At 63.5% G+C, this 14,589-nt stretch carries 13 protein-coding genes; 10 read left to right on the forward strand and 3 right to left on the reverse strand.

Annotated elements, in window-relative coordinates; genetic code table 11:
- Nucleotides 1-22: 22 nt before the first annotated feature.
- A complete protein-coding gene (locus NRG23_RS22885) occupies nucleotides 23-1,027 on the forward strand; it encodes an NAD(P)-dependent alcohol dehydrogenase (protein WP_028683467.1) in 1,005 nt (334 codons plus the stop codon).
- Nucleotides 1,028-1,051: 24 nt separating this feature from the next.
- Here the strand turns inward: NRG23_RS22885 and NRG23_RS22890 are convergent, their stop codons facing one another.
- Nucleotides 1,052-1,501 carry a DUF3828 domain-containing protein gene (locus tag NRG23_RS22890; RefSeq protein ID WP_009051078.1) on the reverse strand — a complete coding sequence of 150 codons (450 nt, stop codon included), beginning with the start codon at nucleotides 1,499-1,501 and terminating at the stop codon, nucleotides 1,052-1,054.
- A 170-nt stretch (nucleotides 1,502-1,671) separates the two neighbouring features.
- Here NRG23_RS22890 and NRG23_RS22895 point away from each other — a divergent pair, with 170 nt between their 5' ends.
- Together NRG23_RS22895 and NRG23_RS22900 are read left to right on the forward strand one after the other, a co-directional pair.
- Nucleotides 1,672-1,971, forward strand: coding sequence for a type II toxin-antitoxin system RelE/ParE family toxin (locus tag NRG23_RS22895; protein ID WP_053270039.1), 300 nt, complete (start codon nucleotides 1,672-1,674; stop codon nucleotides 1,969-1,971).
- Nucleotides 1,968-2,261, forward strand: coding sequence for an addiction module antidote protein (locus NRG23_RS22900; protein WP_028683469.1), 294 nt, complete (start codon nucleotides 1,968-1,970; stop codon nucleotides 2,259-2,261). Before NRG23_RS22895 ends, NRG23_RS22900 begins: the two co-directional genes overlap by 4 nt.
- Nucleotides 2,262-2,393: 132 nt before the next feature.
- On the opposite strand, the gene NRG23_RS22905 is transcribed toward NRG23_RS22900, so the two are convergent.
- Nucleotides 2,394-2,786: a DUF6124 family protein gene (locus NRG23_RS22905; protein WP_009051075.1), complete on the reverse strand. Its 393-nt coding sequence runs from the start codon at nucleotides 2,784-2,786 to the stop codon at nucleotides 2,394-2,396.
- A gap of 371 nt (nucleotides 2,787-3,157) precedes the next feature.
- The gene (locus NRG23_RS22910; RefSeq protein ID WP_028683471.1) at nucleotides 3,158-4,045 is read right to left on the reverse strand and encodes a LysR family transcriptional regulator; all 888 of its coding nucleotides are present in this window, start codon (nucleotides 4,043-4,045) and stop codon (nucleotides 3,158-3,160) included.
- A gap of 126 nt (nucleotides 4,046-4,171) precedes the next feature.
- Between NRG23_RS22910 and NRG23_RS22915 the strand changes: the two genes are divergently transcribed.
- From NRG23_RS22915 to NRG23_RS22945, 7 genes are all read left to right on the forward strand, one after another.
- On the forward strand, nucleotides 4,172-5,362 hold the full coding sequence (locus NRG23_RS22915) for a serine hydrolase (protein WP_028683472.1): 1,191 nt from the start codon (nucleotides 4,172-4,174) through the stop codon (nucleotides 5,360-5,362).
- 194 nt (nucleotides 5,363-5,556) lie between these two features.
- A complete protein-coding gene (locus tag NRG23_RS22920; RefSeq protein ID WP_257372261.1) occupies nucleotides 5,557-6,720 on the forward strand; it encodes an acyltransferase in 1,164 nt (387 codons plus the stop codon).
- A 41-nt stretch (nucleotides 6,721-6,761) separates the two neighbouring features.
- Complete coding sequence (locus NRG23_RS22925; RefSeq protein WP_039968246.1) at nucleotides 6,762-7,940, forward strand: efflux RND transporter periplasmic adaptor subunit; 1,179 nt, start codon at nucleotides 6,762-6,764, stop codon at nucleotides 7,938-7,940.
- The gene (locus tag NRG23_RS22930; RefSeq protein WP_009051070.1) at nucleotides 7,937-11,122 is read left to right on the forward strand and encodes an efflux RND transporter permease subunit; all 3,186 of its coding nucleotides are present in this window, start codon (nucleotides 7,937-7,939) and stop codon (nucleotides 11,120-11,122) included. Before NRG23_RS22925 ends, NRG23_RS22930 begins: the two co-directional genes overlap by 4 nt.
- Before the next feature lie 79 nt (nucleotides 11,123-11,201).
- Complete coding sequence (locus NRG23_RS22935) at nucleotides 11,202-12,203, forward strand: zinc-dependent alcohol dehydrogenase family protein (RefSeq protein ID WP_028683476.1); 1,002 nt, start codon at nucleotides 11,202-11,204, stop codon at nucleotides 12,201-12,203.
- Nucleotides 12,200-13,384 (forward strand): MFS transporter, encoded by a 1,185-nt coding sequence (locus tag NRG23_RS22940; RefSeq protein ID WP_009051068.1) that lies wholly within the window; start codon nucleotides 12,200-12,202, stop codon nucleotides 13,382-13,384. Before NRG23_RS22935 ends, NRG23_RS22940 begins: the two co-directional genes overlap by 4 nt.
- A 153-nt stretch (nucleotides 13,385-13,537) precedes the next feature.
- On the forward strand, nucleotides 13,538-14,467 hold the full coding sequence (locus NRG23_RS22945; protein ID WP_257372269.1) for a LysR family transcriptional regulator: 930 nt from the start codon (nucleotides 13,538-13,540) through the stop codon (nucleotides 14,465-14,467).
- Nucleotides 14,468-14,589 lie beyond the last annotated feature (122 nt).

Genomic DNA, 14,589 nt, shown 5'->3' on the forward strand with positions numbered 1-14,589 from the left:
GGCAACCCAGGAGGATCTGTTCATGAAAGCAATCTACGTACAACCCGGTGGTGGCTACGACAACGTGGTGGTCGGCGAGGCTCCGGCCGCGGCGCCACAAGCGGGCGAAATTACCGTGCGCCTGCGCGCCAGTTCCCTCAACTACCACGATTTCGCGGTGGTCAGCGGCATGTGGGGGCCGACCGAGTCGCGCATCCCGATGGCCGATGGCGCCGGTGAAGTGATCGCCGTGGGCGAGGGGGTCAGTGAATTCGCCGTTGGCGACTCGGTGGTCAGCACCTTTTTCCCCGAATGGCTGGATGGCAGGCCTAATGTCGTCGGCTTTGCCACGGTGCCGGGCGACGGCCTGGATGGTTACGCCCGTGAAGTCGTTACCGCTCGCGCCACCGCCTTCACCCGTGCGCCCAAGGGCTGGAGCCACGCCGAAGCCGCGACCCTGACCACTGCCGGTCTCACTGCCTGGCGTGCGCTGGTGGACGACGGCCGGGTGACTGCTGGCGACACCGTGCTGGTGCAAGGCACCGGCGGCGTGTCGATCTTCGCCCTGCAATTCGCCAAGATGCTCGGCGCCACCGTGATCGCCACCTCGTCCAGCGATGCCAAGCTGGAACGGCTGAAAGCCCTCGGTGCCGATCACCTGATCAACTACCGCGAGGACCCTACCTGGGGCGAAACCGTGCAGAAACTCACTGCCGGCCGTGGCGTCGACCACGTGATCGAAGTGGGCGGCCCGGCCACCCTGGAACAGTCGATGATCGCCGCCCGGGCCGGTGGCCATATCTCGGTGATCGGCATCCTGACCGGCGTGGCGGGTGAGTTCCCGATCGTCACCGCGCTGGTCAAGCAACTGCGCCTGCAAGGCGTGCTGGTCGGTAACCGCCGGCAGCAGCAGGACATGGTCCGCGCCATCGATGCCAACGGCATGCATCCGATCCTCGACAAGCATTTCGCCCTGGAGGCGATAGTCGATGCCTTCCGCTACCAGGAAAGCAACCAGCACTTCGGCAAGATCATTCTCGATATCTGACCCTGCCTGGCCGGCCGCCGCGGATCACTCGCTCTGATCCGTGGTGGCCAGCACCTCGTTGATCTTCCAGCAGCCTTTGTCCTTGACCAGCAGCAGGTCGACGATCTGCGTGGTGTCCGGCGTATTGCCCAGGGTCACCGACTCGCGCGCCGAGGCGCCTTGCACCTGCGGTTCGCTGACCTTGATCTGGGTCAGCCACTCATCCATGTAGTCCTGGGTCTTGAGGAAGTAGTCCTCTTCAAGCCCTTCGGGACTGCTCATCTGCTTCTTGATCCGTTCGATCAGCGTTTGGGTGACGTACTGCTGCAGGTGCGGCAGGTCATCGGTGATCGGGTCTTTTTCGTTGCTGAAACTTTCCAGGTACCAGTTGTAGAAGGCCTCGGCCACCGGCTTGGGCGAGCTGGCGCAGTCGGCGAGGGCGAGGGGTTGATGGAAAGCCGCGGCGAGGAGCAGCAGGGGGAACAGCTTTCTCATGGGGACGTCCTTACAGGAGTTAAGACATTGAGCCGTTGAGACATCAGGTTGTGGCCGAGTGCTCGATTTCAACACGCTGTGGCCCGGATCGCTATCGGCCTGTGCGCTGGCAGTGCTTTGCAATACAAATACGCTTTCAAATGCCGTAGTCTTTAAACTACAGTCGCGGCATGATCGAGATCAAACAGACCGCGACCTTTATGGAGTGGGAAAACAGGCTCAAGGATTCCAGAGCCAGGGCGTTGATCGCTGCGCGGATTTTTCGCCTGGCCAATGGCCTTGCCGGTGACGTGCCACCGGTGGGCGAGGGCGTCAGCGAGTTGCGCATCCATTACGGGCCGGGCTACCGAGTTTATTTCCAGCAGCTTGGTTCGCAACTTGTCATTTTGTTATGCGGCGGCGACAAGAGTCGCCAGAGCCGCGATATCGAACTGGCCAAATACCTGGCCCGTCGTTGGAGCCGATCATGAACGAACCGCTTTTCGACTATGACCCCGCCACGGCCTTGCGCGACCCGCAAGCCATTGCCCTGTTCATGGCGGACGCCTTCGAGACCGGCGATGCCGGCTACATCGCCAAAGCCCTGGGCGTGGTGGCGCGGGCCAAGGGCATGACCGAACTGGCCCATGAAACCGGGCTGTCCCGCGAGCAGCTGTACCGCTCGTTCAGTGACAAGGGCAACCCGACCCTGAAGACCCTGCTGGCGGTGATGCGCGCCCTGGGGCTGGAGATGACGGCGCGGGTGCATGGGGCGTCTTGATGAGAGTGGCGGTCGCATCCAGGCCCATAAAGGTTTTACTTCAGGCTTGCAGAGGGCCGATCAATAAGAGCGCCTCTATAAAGAGGGGCGAATGAATATTCGCCCCGTTCCTGCCTTCGGCTACTTGAGCCTTTAACGCAAGGCAGTGGCCTCGGTCGGCCGATTGGCATCGAGCAGTGCGTTCACTACGGCATTGGCCATTTCCACCGAGTGGATCATCGACCAGATCAGCCCGCGTTCCACACCGCTGGCGCGTTCGCTGATTTCATCGCTGACCTGTACCGCGCAATCGAGCAGCAGCGACACATGGACCAAGGCTTCTTCGGCGCTGATGCCGGGGCGGACATTGAACAGAGAGTCACGGCCCACGGCGGTGGAGGCGGTGTCTCTCAGGCTATTGAGAATCGAAGGCTCATGATTGTTCGAGGCCAGGGCCAGGCGGATGCGCTGGGTGGCGAGGTCGTGTTCGGGGGTTCTGAATTGCCCGGGCAGGGGCATGGGTGGATCGGGGACCAGCTTTTTCATGGTGCATCTCCAGTGTAAGTGGAGCTGCCAGTTGTCGCTGCTAAACGAGTGGGTGGCAGCTGTACGCAGGTTAGCAGACCGGACACTAGAAACCGGCGCACCCTAGGGTGCCCTGCGCACAGCCACCATGACGTGCTGACTCGGTCAGACGGTAGGTGATGCTATGCGCCTAGTGTGAAGCTCCGAGCTGCTAAACCCGGTCACTGAATGGGCAGTGACAGGTCGAGCCTAGAGAGCAGGTTTTATAGGCGCAAGCAGGTGGGAGTTTCTAGGAAAAGTCGCTCAATAGAAAGCGAAGAACCTTACGTCGAGCGGGCTGAATGGCGCAGGTAGGGCTGCCTCATTGTTCTGAACCGCACGCTGGCCAACCCTCACCCCCGCCCCCCGCCGTCACAGATAAAGTCAATGAACGCCCGCAGTTTCGGTGTGAGGTGGCGGCTCGATGGCCATACCACCTGGATGTTCAGGGTGCGCTGCACCCGATCGGGCAGGATCGATTCCAGTTCGCCGGCATCCAGTGCCTCGCACACCGCGAATTCGGGGACGCAGGCGATGCCCAGGCCTTGCCTGGCCATGTGGATCAGCATGTCCAGGTTATTGCAGACCATGGTCGCCGGCACTTTCAGCTCGGCGCCTTCGGCGAGGCCCGTCAGCGGCCATTTTTCCAGCTTGCCTGTCGACGGCAGTTTGTAATGCAGGCAGTGGTGTTCCTGCAGCTGCTCGACCGTGGCCGGGTAGCCGTGGCTGGCAAAGTAGCTGGGGGCGCCCACCAGATAGAAGCCGAAGCTGTCGAGTTTCCTGGCCATCAAGCGGGAGTCGTGCAACTGGCCGGTGCGCAGCACGGCGTCGAAGCCTTCCTCGACCACGTCCACCAGCCGGTCGGTGAAGTCCAGCTCCAGCTGGATGTCCGGATAACGCTGCATGAAGCGCGACAGGTGCATGAACAAAACGTTGCCCAGCAGCGGCAGGCTGATGCGCAGCTTGCCGCGTGGCGTCTCGCTGGAGCTGGAGAGTTCCTGCTCTGCGGCTTCCAGCTCGTTGAGCACCCGGCGGCAGCGTTCCAGGAACAGCGAGCCCTCGCTGGTCAGGTTGATGCTGCGGGTATTGCGGTGGAATAGCCGGGTGCCGAGTTTCTCTTCCATGCGGGCGATGCTCTTGCCCACGGCCGAGGCGGAGATCCCGAGCAAGCGGCCCGCCGCAACGAAACTGCGGCTTTCGGCGACCTGGACGAACACGGTGATGCCATTGAGCTTATCCAACACTCACTCCTTTGATTGCGGACAAAAATGTCCGTGGACCCCGGAATTGTAACCTCTGTTTCCCTACCGTGGCCGGTTCTACCATCGCTGCATCCAGTTCAACCATTCAGCAATTTGGGGTCAGCTATGTCAGTCAACGAACCGCTTCGCCCGCTACAGTCTCTTCGCTCGTTCGAGTCCACCCAGGTGGCCTCACGGATCGATGCCGTGCTCGAGCAGACCCTGCACGACCAGCGCCTGGTGGGCGCCGTGGTGCTGGTGGCTCATCGCGGCGAGCTCATCTATCGCCGCGCGGCGGGCCTGGCCGACCGGGAAGCGCAAGTGCCGATGCGTGAAGATGCCTTGTTCCGGCTGTCTTCGGTCTCCAAGCCGATCGCTTCGGTGGCGGCGCTGGTGCTGGTCGCCCAGGGCAAGATCCAGCTGGACGATGACATCAGCCGCTGGTTGCCGTATTTCAAGCCAACCCTGAACGACGGCCAGCCCGCGACCATTACCCTGCGCCAGCTGCTGAGCCATACCGCCGGTCTTTCCTATGGCTTCCTGGAAAGCGCCGAGGGCGGCCCTTATCACGCCGCCGGGGTGTCCGACGGGCTGGAGCGCAGCGAGCTTTCGCTGGAAGAGAACCTGCGCCGCCTGGGCCAGATTCCATTGCAGTACAAACCCGGCAGCAACTGGGGCTACTCGATCGCCACCGACGTCCTGGGCGGGCTGATCGCCGCTGTGCATGGCACGACCCTCGCCGTGGCGATCGATCAATTGGTGGTCCAGCCACTGCAGTTGCACGACACCAGTTTCAAGGTTTCAGACGTCAGCCGCCTGACCGCGGCGTACCTGAACGATCAGCCACGGCCGCATCGTATCGAGGCGCTGGAAGTGGTCCCGGTCTTCGAGGGCACCGCGGGCATCAAGCTGGACCCGGCCCGGGCCCTGGACCCGCATGCCTATGACTCCGGTGGCTCGGGCCTGATCGGTAGCGCCGGTGAGTTCCTGACGCTGCTCGAAACCCTGCGCAAGGGTGGCGCGCCGCTGCTGCCTCAAGCCCTGGTCGATGAAATGACCAGCAACCAGACCGCCGATCTGGAGCTGGAAAACTGGCCCGGACGCGGCTTTGGCCTGGGCTTCACGGTGCTCAAGGACCCGGCGGCGGCGCAGACCGCCGAGTCGGCCGGCAGCTGGCGGCTGGGCGGCGCCTATGGGCATTCGTGGTTCGTCGACCCGGCCGAGCAATTGACGGTGGTCGCCTTCACCAACACCGCCTTCGAAGGCATGTTCGGGCAGTTCACTGTCGACCTGTGCAACGCCGTCTACGGCCAGTGAACAGGTGCCGGCCCCTGCCAGCTGGGGGCCGGCACGCAAACATCGAATAAAGACGGTTCGCTCAGCGATCTGCATTGCCGTACCCCTCGCAACATTGCCTGCAAGTTCGCAACGCCATTGATGGTTTTTATCGGGAGCACGCTCGGCACGCGCACGCGTCGTCGGGCGCGCCGTGACTCTATGGGGATCGGATAATGAAAAAAGCAGAGTTCTACCATTCGCATGTGCACAGCAAACTCGATTCGCTCACGGGAATACGCTTTTTCGCCGCGGCTATGGTGTTCATGTTCCATGCGTCGCTGACCCGGATCATCGGTTTCAACCCCTACGCCGACAGCGACGTGATCGATGCCTTCCAGCGCATCTTCAGTGGTGGCGGCTGGCTCGGCGTGTCGTTCTTTTTCGTGCTCAGTGGCTTTGTCATCACCTGGTCGGCGCGCAAGGGCGACAGCCTGACCGGCTTCTGGAAGCGCCGCTTACTGAAGATCTACCCCAACCACATTGCCACCTGGCTGCTGGCGATGCTGCTGTTCAGCGTGCCGGCGGCCAGCGTGGCGATCTGGCTGCCCAATCTGTTGCTGGTGCATTCCTGGATTCCACGGATGGACACCTTCCTCAGCGTCAACGGCCCGTCCTGGTCGCTGTGCTGCGAGATGTTCTTCTATCTGCTGTTTCCCCTGGCGCTCAAGCTGGTCTGGAACATTGCCGAGCAGCGGCTGTGGCGCTGGGCCTGGGCGATGGTCGCGGGCCTGGCCCTGACGCAAGTCGCCATACGTCTGCTGGCCCCGGCCACGCCACTGATCAACGAGTACCCGATTTCCCTGAGCCAGTGGTGGTGGGCCTACTACTTCCCGCCCGCGCGGCTGTTCGAGTTCGTGCTGGGCATGCTTATGGCGCGGATCCTCATGGCCGGCCGCTGGATCGACCTGAGCGTGCCCTGGGCCTTCGCGCTGCTGGTCGGCAGCTACGTGGCGGCCATGTATGTGCCTTTCCAGTACAGCCTCAACCTGGTGACGCTGGTGCCGGTCGCGGCGCTGATCACCGCGATCGCCGCCAGCGACCTGAAGGATCGCAAAGGGTTGCTCAACACGCGCTGGATGGTCTGGCTGGGGGAGATCTCGTTCGGCTTCTACATGATCCACCTGCTGATCATGACCCTGGCGACCCAGCTGCTCGGCGGCCACCTGTTCGATAACGGCAGCGCCACGCTGATCGTCGCGCTCACCTTCGCGCTCTCCATCTTCGGCGGCTGGCTGCTGTTCAACTTTGTCGAGCGCCCCGTCATGCAGCGTTGGGGCCGGACCGGCAAGGCCAGGGTGCTGGGCGGCAGCCTGGCCCAGCCCGAAGCCACGTCCTGACCCTCTCTCAACCGATGGCCTCATAACAGGGAAGTTGTTTTATGGACTCGATACGATCCGGGCGCTCGGGCAGCGCTCTCATGATTCGCGCCACGCTGGCCTGCGCCGTGGTGGTCGCGCTGGTAGTCGTGCTGCGCGGCGAACCGTCCACCACCGCGAAGGCCAGCGTGGCGCCGCCGGCCGCCGAAGTCGACGTGGCCATGGTGCTGTCCAGGCCCGTGACGGACTGGCAGAACTATTCCGGGCGGCTGGAGGCGGTCGAAAAGGTCGTCATCCGCCCCCTGGTGTCGGGGACGATCGTCGCCGTGCATTTCAAGGACGGGGCGATCGTCAAGGAGGGCGACCTGCTGTTTGAAATCGACGCCAGGCCCTATGCCGCCCGGGTCGAGGAAGCCCAGGCGAGCCTGGCCGCGGCCAAGTCGCGAAGCCAGTACACCGCCACCGACCTGGGCCGGGCCCAGCGGCTGATCAACTCCAATGCCATCGCCATGCGCGACCTGGACGAAAAGCAGAACGCCGCCAGCGAAGCCCAGGCCAATGTCAGGCAGGCCCAGGCGATACTCGACAGCGCTCGGCTGGACCTGGCCCACACCCGGATTACCGCCCCGGTCAGCGGGCGCATGTCCAATGCCCTGGTGACGACAGGCAATATCGTCAGCGCCGGTGAAAATGCCGCGCCGCTGAGCACCCTGGTATCGCTGTCGCCGATCTACGCCGCGTTCGACGTCGACGAGCAGACGTTCCTGCGCTACCTCAACCAAAGCAGTGCCCGGCCGGATGCGGTGCCGGTCATGCTCGGGCTGTCCAACGAAACGGATTTCCCGCGGGTGGGCAAGCTGGCCTCGCTGGACAACCAGCTCGACCTGCAGTCGGCCACGTTGCGCGTGCGCGCCAGTTTCGACAACGCCGACGGCCTGCTCAGGCCCGGCATGCTGGCCCGGATCAAGCTTGGCGGTGGCCCTGAGCGCCAGGCGGTGTTGATCGATGACAGTGCGATAGGCACCGATCAAGACAAGAAATTCGTGCTGGTGGTGACCGCCAATGATCAGGTGGAGTACCGCCGTATCAGCCCCGGCAACCTGGTCGGCAATCTGCGCATCATCGATTCCGGCCTGCAGCCCGGCGAGCGGGTGGTGATCAACGGCCTGCACCGGGCACGGCCTGGGGATACCGTCAGGCCGCTGCTGGCCCAGCGCGCGGACGCGAGCACCCAGCCATGAATTTCTCCCGTTTCTTCATCGATCGGCCGATCTTCGCCGGCGCCCTGTCGACCCTGATCCTGCTGGCCGGGATCATCTCGCTGTTCCGCCTGCCGGTCTCGGAGTATCCCGATGTGGTGCCGCCGCTGATCGTGGTCAACGCCCAGTACCCGGGCGCCAACCCGGCGGTGGTGGCGCAGACGGTCGCGGCGCCGCTCGAGGAGCAGATCAACGGTGTCGAGGACATGCTGTACATGCAGTCCCAGGCCAACAGCGACGGCAACCTCACACTCAGCGTCACGTTCAAGGTCGGCACCGATCCGGACAAGGCCCAGCAACTGGTGCAGAACCGGGTCTCGCAAGCGCTGCCGCGGCTGCCCGAGGACGTGCGCCGGCTGGGGGTGGTGACGATGAAGTCGTCGTCGACCCAGACGCTGGCCATCCACCTGGTTTCCCCCGATGACCAGTACAACGCTACCTACCTGCGCAACTACGGCATTCTCAATATCAAGAACCAGCTGGAGCGTATCCCGGGCGTCGGCGAGGTGCGCATCTGGGGCGGTGGCGACTACGCGATGCGCATCTGGCTGGACCCGCAGAAAGTCGCCCAGCGCGGCTTGAGCGCCAACGATGTGGTCGCGGCGATCCGCGAACAGAACGTCCAGGTGGCCGCCGGGGTCATCGGCGGTCAGCCGATGCGCACGGATGTCGCGCAACAACTGTCGGTCAATACCCAGGGGCGCCTGAAATCGGAAAAGGAATTCGGCGACATCATCCTCAAGAGCTCTGCCGGCGGCGCGGTGACGTTCCTGCGCGATGTGGCCCGGGTCGAACTGGCGGCTTCGGACTACGGCTTGCGCTCACTGGTCGACGGCAAGCCGGCGGTGGGTTTCGGGGTGTTCCAGATGGCCGGCGGCAATGCCCTGGCGATCTCCGCGCAGGCGCGCGAAATCATGCGCCAGGCCAAGGAAGACATGCCCGCCGGGGTCGACTACAAGATCGTGTTCGACCCCACCCAGTTCGTTCGCTCCAGCATTCTGGCGGTGATCCAGACCCTGCTCGAATCGACGCTGCTGGTGGTGCTGGTGGTCATCCTGTTCCTGCAGACCTGGCGCGCCTCGATCATCCCGCTGCTGGCCATGCCCGTGTCGATCATCGGCACCCTGTCATTGATGCTGGCCTGCGGTTTTTCGATCAATGCGCTGTCGTTGTTCGGGATGGTGCTGGCCATCGGCATCGTGGTCGACGATGCGATCGTGGTGGTCGAGAACGTCGAGCGCAACATTGCCCTGGGCCTTACGCCCAAGGCCGCCTCCTATAAGGCGATGGACGAAGTCAGCAAGCCGATCATCGCGATCACCCTGACCCTGGTGAGTGTGTTCGTGCCGCTGGCGTTCATGCCTGGGTTGACCGGGCAGTTCTATCAGCAGTTCGCGTTGACCATCGCCATCTCGACCCTGATCTCGGCGTTCAACTCCCTGACCTTGTCGCCCGCCCTGTGTGCGCTGCTGCTCAAGGGGCATGACCAGCCGCGGGATCGGCTCAGTCGCGGGATCGATCGGCTGCTGGGACCCTTGTTCAGCCGCTTCAACCGGCTGTCGGCGCGAGGCGAGCAGTCCTACGGCAATAACCTGGGCCGGGTTATCCAGCGCAAAAGCATGACCCTGGGCCTGTACGCCGTGTTGCTCGGCCTGACGGCCTGGCTCGGCCATTCGTTGCCCGGCGGTTTCGTCCCGGCCCAGGACAAGGAGTTCCTGGTCGGCCTGGCCCAGCTGCCCAACGGCTCCTCGCTCGAACGCACCGAGCAGGTGATCCAGCGGATGAACGAAATCGCCCTGAAACAACCGGGCGTGGCCCACACCCTGGAATTTCCCGGCATGTCGGTCAATGGCCTGATGAACTCGTCAAGCGCGGGCATCATCTTCGTCATCCTCGAACCGTTCGCCGACCGGCACGGTTCGCAAACCAGCGCCACGGCCATCGCGGCGGCGTTGAACCAGCAATTCTCCGCCATCAAGGAGGCGTTCACCGGGGTCTTTCCGCCGCCTCCGGTGTTGGGGCTGGGGACCCTGGGCGGGTTCAAGCTGCAACTGGAAGACCGTGGCGCGCTGGGCTTCGAAAAGCTCGATGCAGCGGTACGTGCCTTCCTCAAGCAAGCCGCGCAGGCACCCGAGCTGGGGCCGAGCTTTTCCAGCTACCAGATCGACGTTCCGCAACTGAAGGTCGATCTGGACCGGATCAAGGCCAAGCAATCGAATGTCGCGATGACCGATGTGTTCGACACCTTGCAGGTCTATCTGGGCTCGCTGTACGTCAACGATTTCAACCTGCTGGGACGGGTCTACCAGGTGCGGGTGCAGGCCGATGCGCCGTTCCGGGCCCATGCCGACGACATCGGCCAGCTGAAGGCGCGCAATGCCGACGGCAACATGGTGCCGCTGGGCAGCCTGGTGGAGGTCCATCCCACGTACGGGCCGGAAATGGTGGTGCGCTACAACGGCTACACCGCCGCCGACCTGAACGGTGGCCCGGCCCCCGGTTATTCGTCCGGCCAGGCCCAGGCCGCGGTGGAACGGATTGCCGCCGAGACGCTGCCCAAGGGCATCAAGTTCGAATGGACCGAGCTGACCTACCAACAGATCATTTCCGGCGACTCCACCGTGTGGATCCTGCTGATCTGCATGCTGCTGGTGTACCTGGTGCTGGCGGCGCTGTACGAAAGCCTGCTGTTGCCGGTGGCCATCCTGCTGATCGTGCCCATGGGCATCATGTCGGCGCTGCTGGGTGTCTGGCTGACCCAGGGCGACAACAACATCTTTACCCAGATCGGCCTGATGGTCCTGGTGGGGCTGGCCAGCAAGAACGCCATCCTGATCGTCGAGTTCGCCCGGGAACTCGAACTACAGGGGCAGGGCATCGTCCGCGCCGCCGTCCAGGCCAGCCAGCTGCGCCTGCGCCCGATCCTGATGACCTCCATCGCTTTCATCATGGGCGTCGTGCCCCTGGTGCTCTCCACCGGCGCCGGCGCCGAGATGCGCCATGCCATGGGCGTCGCGGTGTTCTTCGGCATGCTCGGGGTAACCCTGTTCGGGCTGTTGTTCACCCCGGTGTTCTATGTCGCGCTGCGGCTGCTCGCCACCCGCCGGACCCCTGCGGTCCAGGCCGCGCCCGAGCCGCCCATTGCGGAGCTGACGGTCCGTTGAGAACGGAACGGGAGGCGGTTTTTCAGGATTCGCAAGCACTCTACAGTCATCTGCAATCAATGAAACAAGGGGACAGTCAATGACACGCGTCGTGCGTTTTAGCCAATACGGTGGTCCTGAAGTACTCAGGATCGATGACATCGAGGTTCCCGCTCCGGGACCCGATGAGGTACGGATCAGCGTCAAGGCGATCGGCCTGAACCGGGCGGAGTCGATGTTCCGTTCCGGCCAGTACCTGGAACAGGCCGAGTTTCCTTCCCGACTGGGGTATGAGGCGGCGGGCATCGTCGAGGCCGTCGGGGCCCGGGCCGGCGAGTTCGCGGTGGGCGATATCGTCAGCCTTGTCCCGCCGATCTCGATCGCGCAGTGGGGCACCTATGCCGAACTCGCGGTGCTGCCGGCCGCCATGCTGGTCAAGCATCCCGCCAGCCTGTCGTTCGCCGAGGCTTCGGCGGTCTGGATGCAGTACGTCACGGCCTGGGGCGCGTTGATCCAGGTTGCCGCCCTGCAGCCGGGGGAATTCGTGCTGATCACGGCCGCTTCGAGCAGTGTCGGCCTGGCGGCGATCCAGATTGCCAACCAGGTCGGGGCGATCCCGATCGCCGTCAGCCGCACCGCGGCCAAGCACGAACAGTTGCTGGCGGCCGGCGCGGCGCATGTGCTGACCAGCGAGCAGGCGGACTTCAATCGACAGGTCGAGCGGATTACCTCGGGCCAGGGCGCCCGGGTGATCTTCGATCCGGTGGGCGGGCCGTTCCTGGAGCAACTGGTCGATGCCGCGGCCCGTGGCGGGATCATCCTGGTGTATGGCGCCTTGAGCAGCGAGCCGTCGCCTTTCCCGCTGTTCAAGGTCCTGAGCAAGAGCCTGACGCTGCGCGGCTACCTGCTGCATGAGATCACTTCCCGGCCTGAGTTGCTCGAGGCCGGCAAGGCCTATGTGATCGCCGGCCTGGAGGCGGGGACGCTGCGCCCGGTGATTGCCCGGACCTTCGCCTTCGAGCAGATCGTCGATGCCCACCGCTACCTGGAGGCCGGCGATCAGTTCGGCAAGGTGGTGGTCACGCTGGAGTCCGTGTCATGAAAATGCTCCATCCGATCTACTTCCTGGCCCTGGGCCTGTTCGGCGTCTACACCATCGAGTTCGGCGTGGTCGGGATCCTGCCGGTGATCATCGAGCGCTTCGCCATCAGTGCTTCGCAGGCGGGGCTGCTGGTAGGGCTGTTCGCGCTGATCATCGCGGCCTGCGGCCCGATCATGGTGTTGCTGCTGTCGCGCTTCAACCGCAAGAAGGTCCTGACCCTCGCGCTGTTCGTCTTTGCCGGCACCAGCGTGTTGTCGGCCTATGCGCCGAACTTCGAATCGCTGATGGTGCTGCGCATCATCCCGGCGCTGTTTCACCCGGTGTATTTTTCCCTGGCCTTCGTCGCGGCCACCTCGCTCTATCCGCCTGGAGAGTCGACCCGTGCCGCGGCCAAGGCGTTCGTCGGCACCAGCATGGGCATGGTGCTGGGGGTGCCGCTGACGACGCTGGTCGCCGCGCAATTCTCCTACGAGGCGTCGTTCCTGTTCTGCGCCCTGGTCAACTGCATCGCCGGCCTGGGGATCATCGCCAGGCTGCCGGACGCGCCCGGCAATCGGGCCGTGTCCTATGGCGACCAACTGGCCATCCTGCGCAAATTCCCGCTGTGGCTGAACATTACCGCCTCGACGCTGATCTTTGCCGCGATGTTCTCCGTGTACAGCTATTCGGCCGAGTACCTGGCCCGGGAAGCCGGGATGAGCGCGCAACTGATCAGCATCCTGCTGGTGGTCTTCGGTATCGGCGGCGTTGCCGGCAACCTGTATGCCGGCAAGCTGATCGGCCAGAACATGGTCCGCACGACGATCCTGCACCCGATCCTGCTGGCGGGCGCCTACGGCTTGCTGTACCTGTTCGCCGGCCCGTCGCTGCTGACCATGCTGGTGATCGTGGTGATCTGGGGCGCGACCCATACCAGCGGGCTGATCGTCACGCAGATCTGGCTGACCTCCGAAGCGCCGGAGGCCCCGGAGTTCGCCACCGGCATCTATATCTCGTTCATCAATCTGGGCGTGACCATAGGGTCGACAACTGGCGGCTGGTTCCTGGCGCGCCTGGGCTTGCAGGGCACTCTCTACAGTGGTTTGCTGTTCGCCGCGCTGGCCTTGATGGTCATCGTGGTCAAAGTCCTGTTTTTCAGTGCCGCACCGCGCAAGGGAGGCGCGCCCGTCGCGGCAGACTGAGTTCTACGATGCAGGGTGGCCCGCACGGATGAGGGTTTTTTCATCCGTGCGCGGCTGGCATCGGCTTTACGTTCCCAACCAAGGATCTCCAGGATGGAAGCCTTTGGGTCGACCGCCTGGGTTGTTTTTCCATTGAGAATCGATCGAGGCCTCATGAATCCCTTGACTGTGTCCAACCCCTCCTGCAACTGGCCCACGGGGCTGGAGTCGCGCGACAGCAGCATGTTCGACTGGGAAAACCTTCGCCATTACGTCACCTTCGCCCGCACCCAGTCGCTCAGCAGCGCGGCACGCGAGCTGGGCGTCGAGCATGCCACGGTGGCGCGACGGATAGCGGCGCTGGAATCGTCGCTGAACCTCAAGCTGGTCGACCGGCGCAAACGCAACTACGAGATCACGCCGTTCGGCCACCGCATCGCGGAAATCGCCGGGCGGATGCAGAAGGACGCCAAGGCGATTTCCAAGGTGGCGCTCTCCGTGCAGACCGAGATGGTCGCCGATCTCGCGGTCAGCGCGCCGCCGTTGCTGACCTCGGAATTCATCGCCCCGCACCTGGGGCGCCTGCGCCGTGAACACCCGTCGATCAATGTCAGCCTGTTGATGCAGGACGATATCGGCACGCTGTGCAATCCCGAGCCGGACCTGATGATCCGCCTGTGCCGGCCGACCCAGATGGACCTGGTGGCGCGCAAGATAGGGACGGTGTCTTTTGGCCTGTACGGCAGCCAGAGCTACCTGGCGGAGCACACCAGCGAGCAGTACGAATACATCGTCTATGACGACAGCATGGAGCACTCCCGGCAACAGATGTGGTTGCGCGAGGTTGCCGGGGAGCGCCCGGTGGTGCTGCGCGCCAGAAGTCTCGAAGTCCAGGCCTCGGCGGCCCGCGCCGGCATCGGCATTGCCTTGCTGCCCAACTTCTATGGCCTGAAAGACCCCGAATTGGCAAAGGCGCAGTTTCATTATGCGGACTTGATGATCGATATCTGGCTAGTGGTTCATGAGGATTTGCGCAAAGAGGCACCCATTCGTTCGTTAATGGACTTCCTGGTCAGCTGCTTTCCAACTGAGCAATTCTTTTAAAAGCGTTTTTACAGGGGGGCGTAGTTCAGTCTGGTGTTAACACAAGGTGAATTTTTTAACCCCCCAGGGTAAATACGGGGAGTTTACAAACAAGCGGGCAGATTTCAGTATCAGCCCCATAA

This window comes from Pseudomonas sp. T8 (genome assembly GCF_024610635.1).
In the GTDB taxonomy this organism is placed as follows: domain Bacteria; phylum Pseudomonadota; class Gammaproteobacteria; order Pseudomonadales; family Pseudomonadaceae; genus Aquipseudomonas; species Aquipseudomonas chlororaphis_I.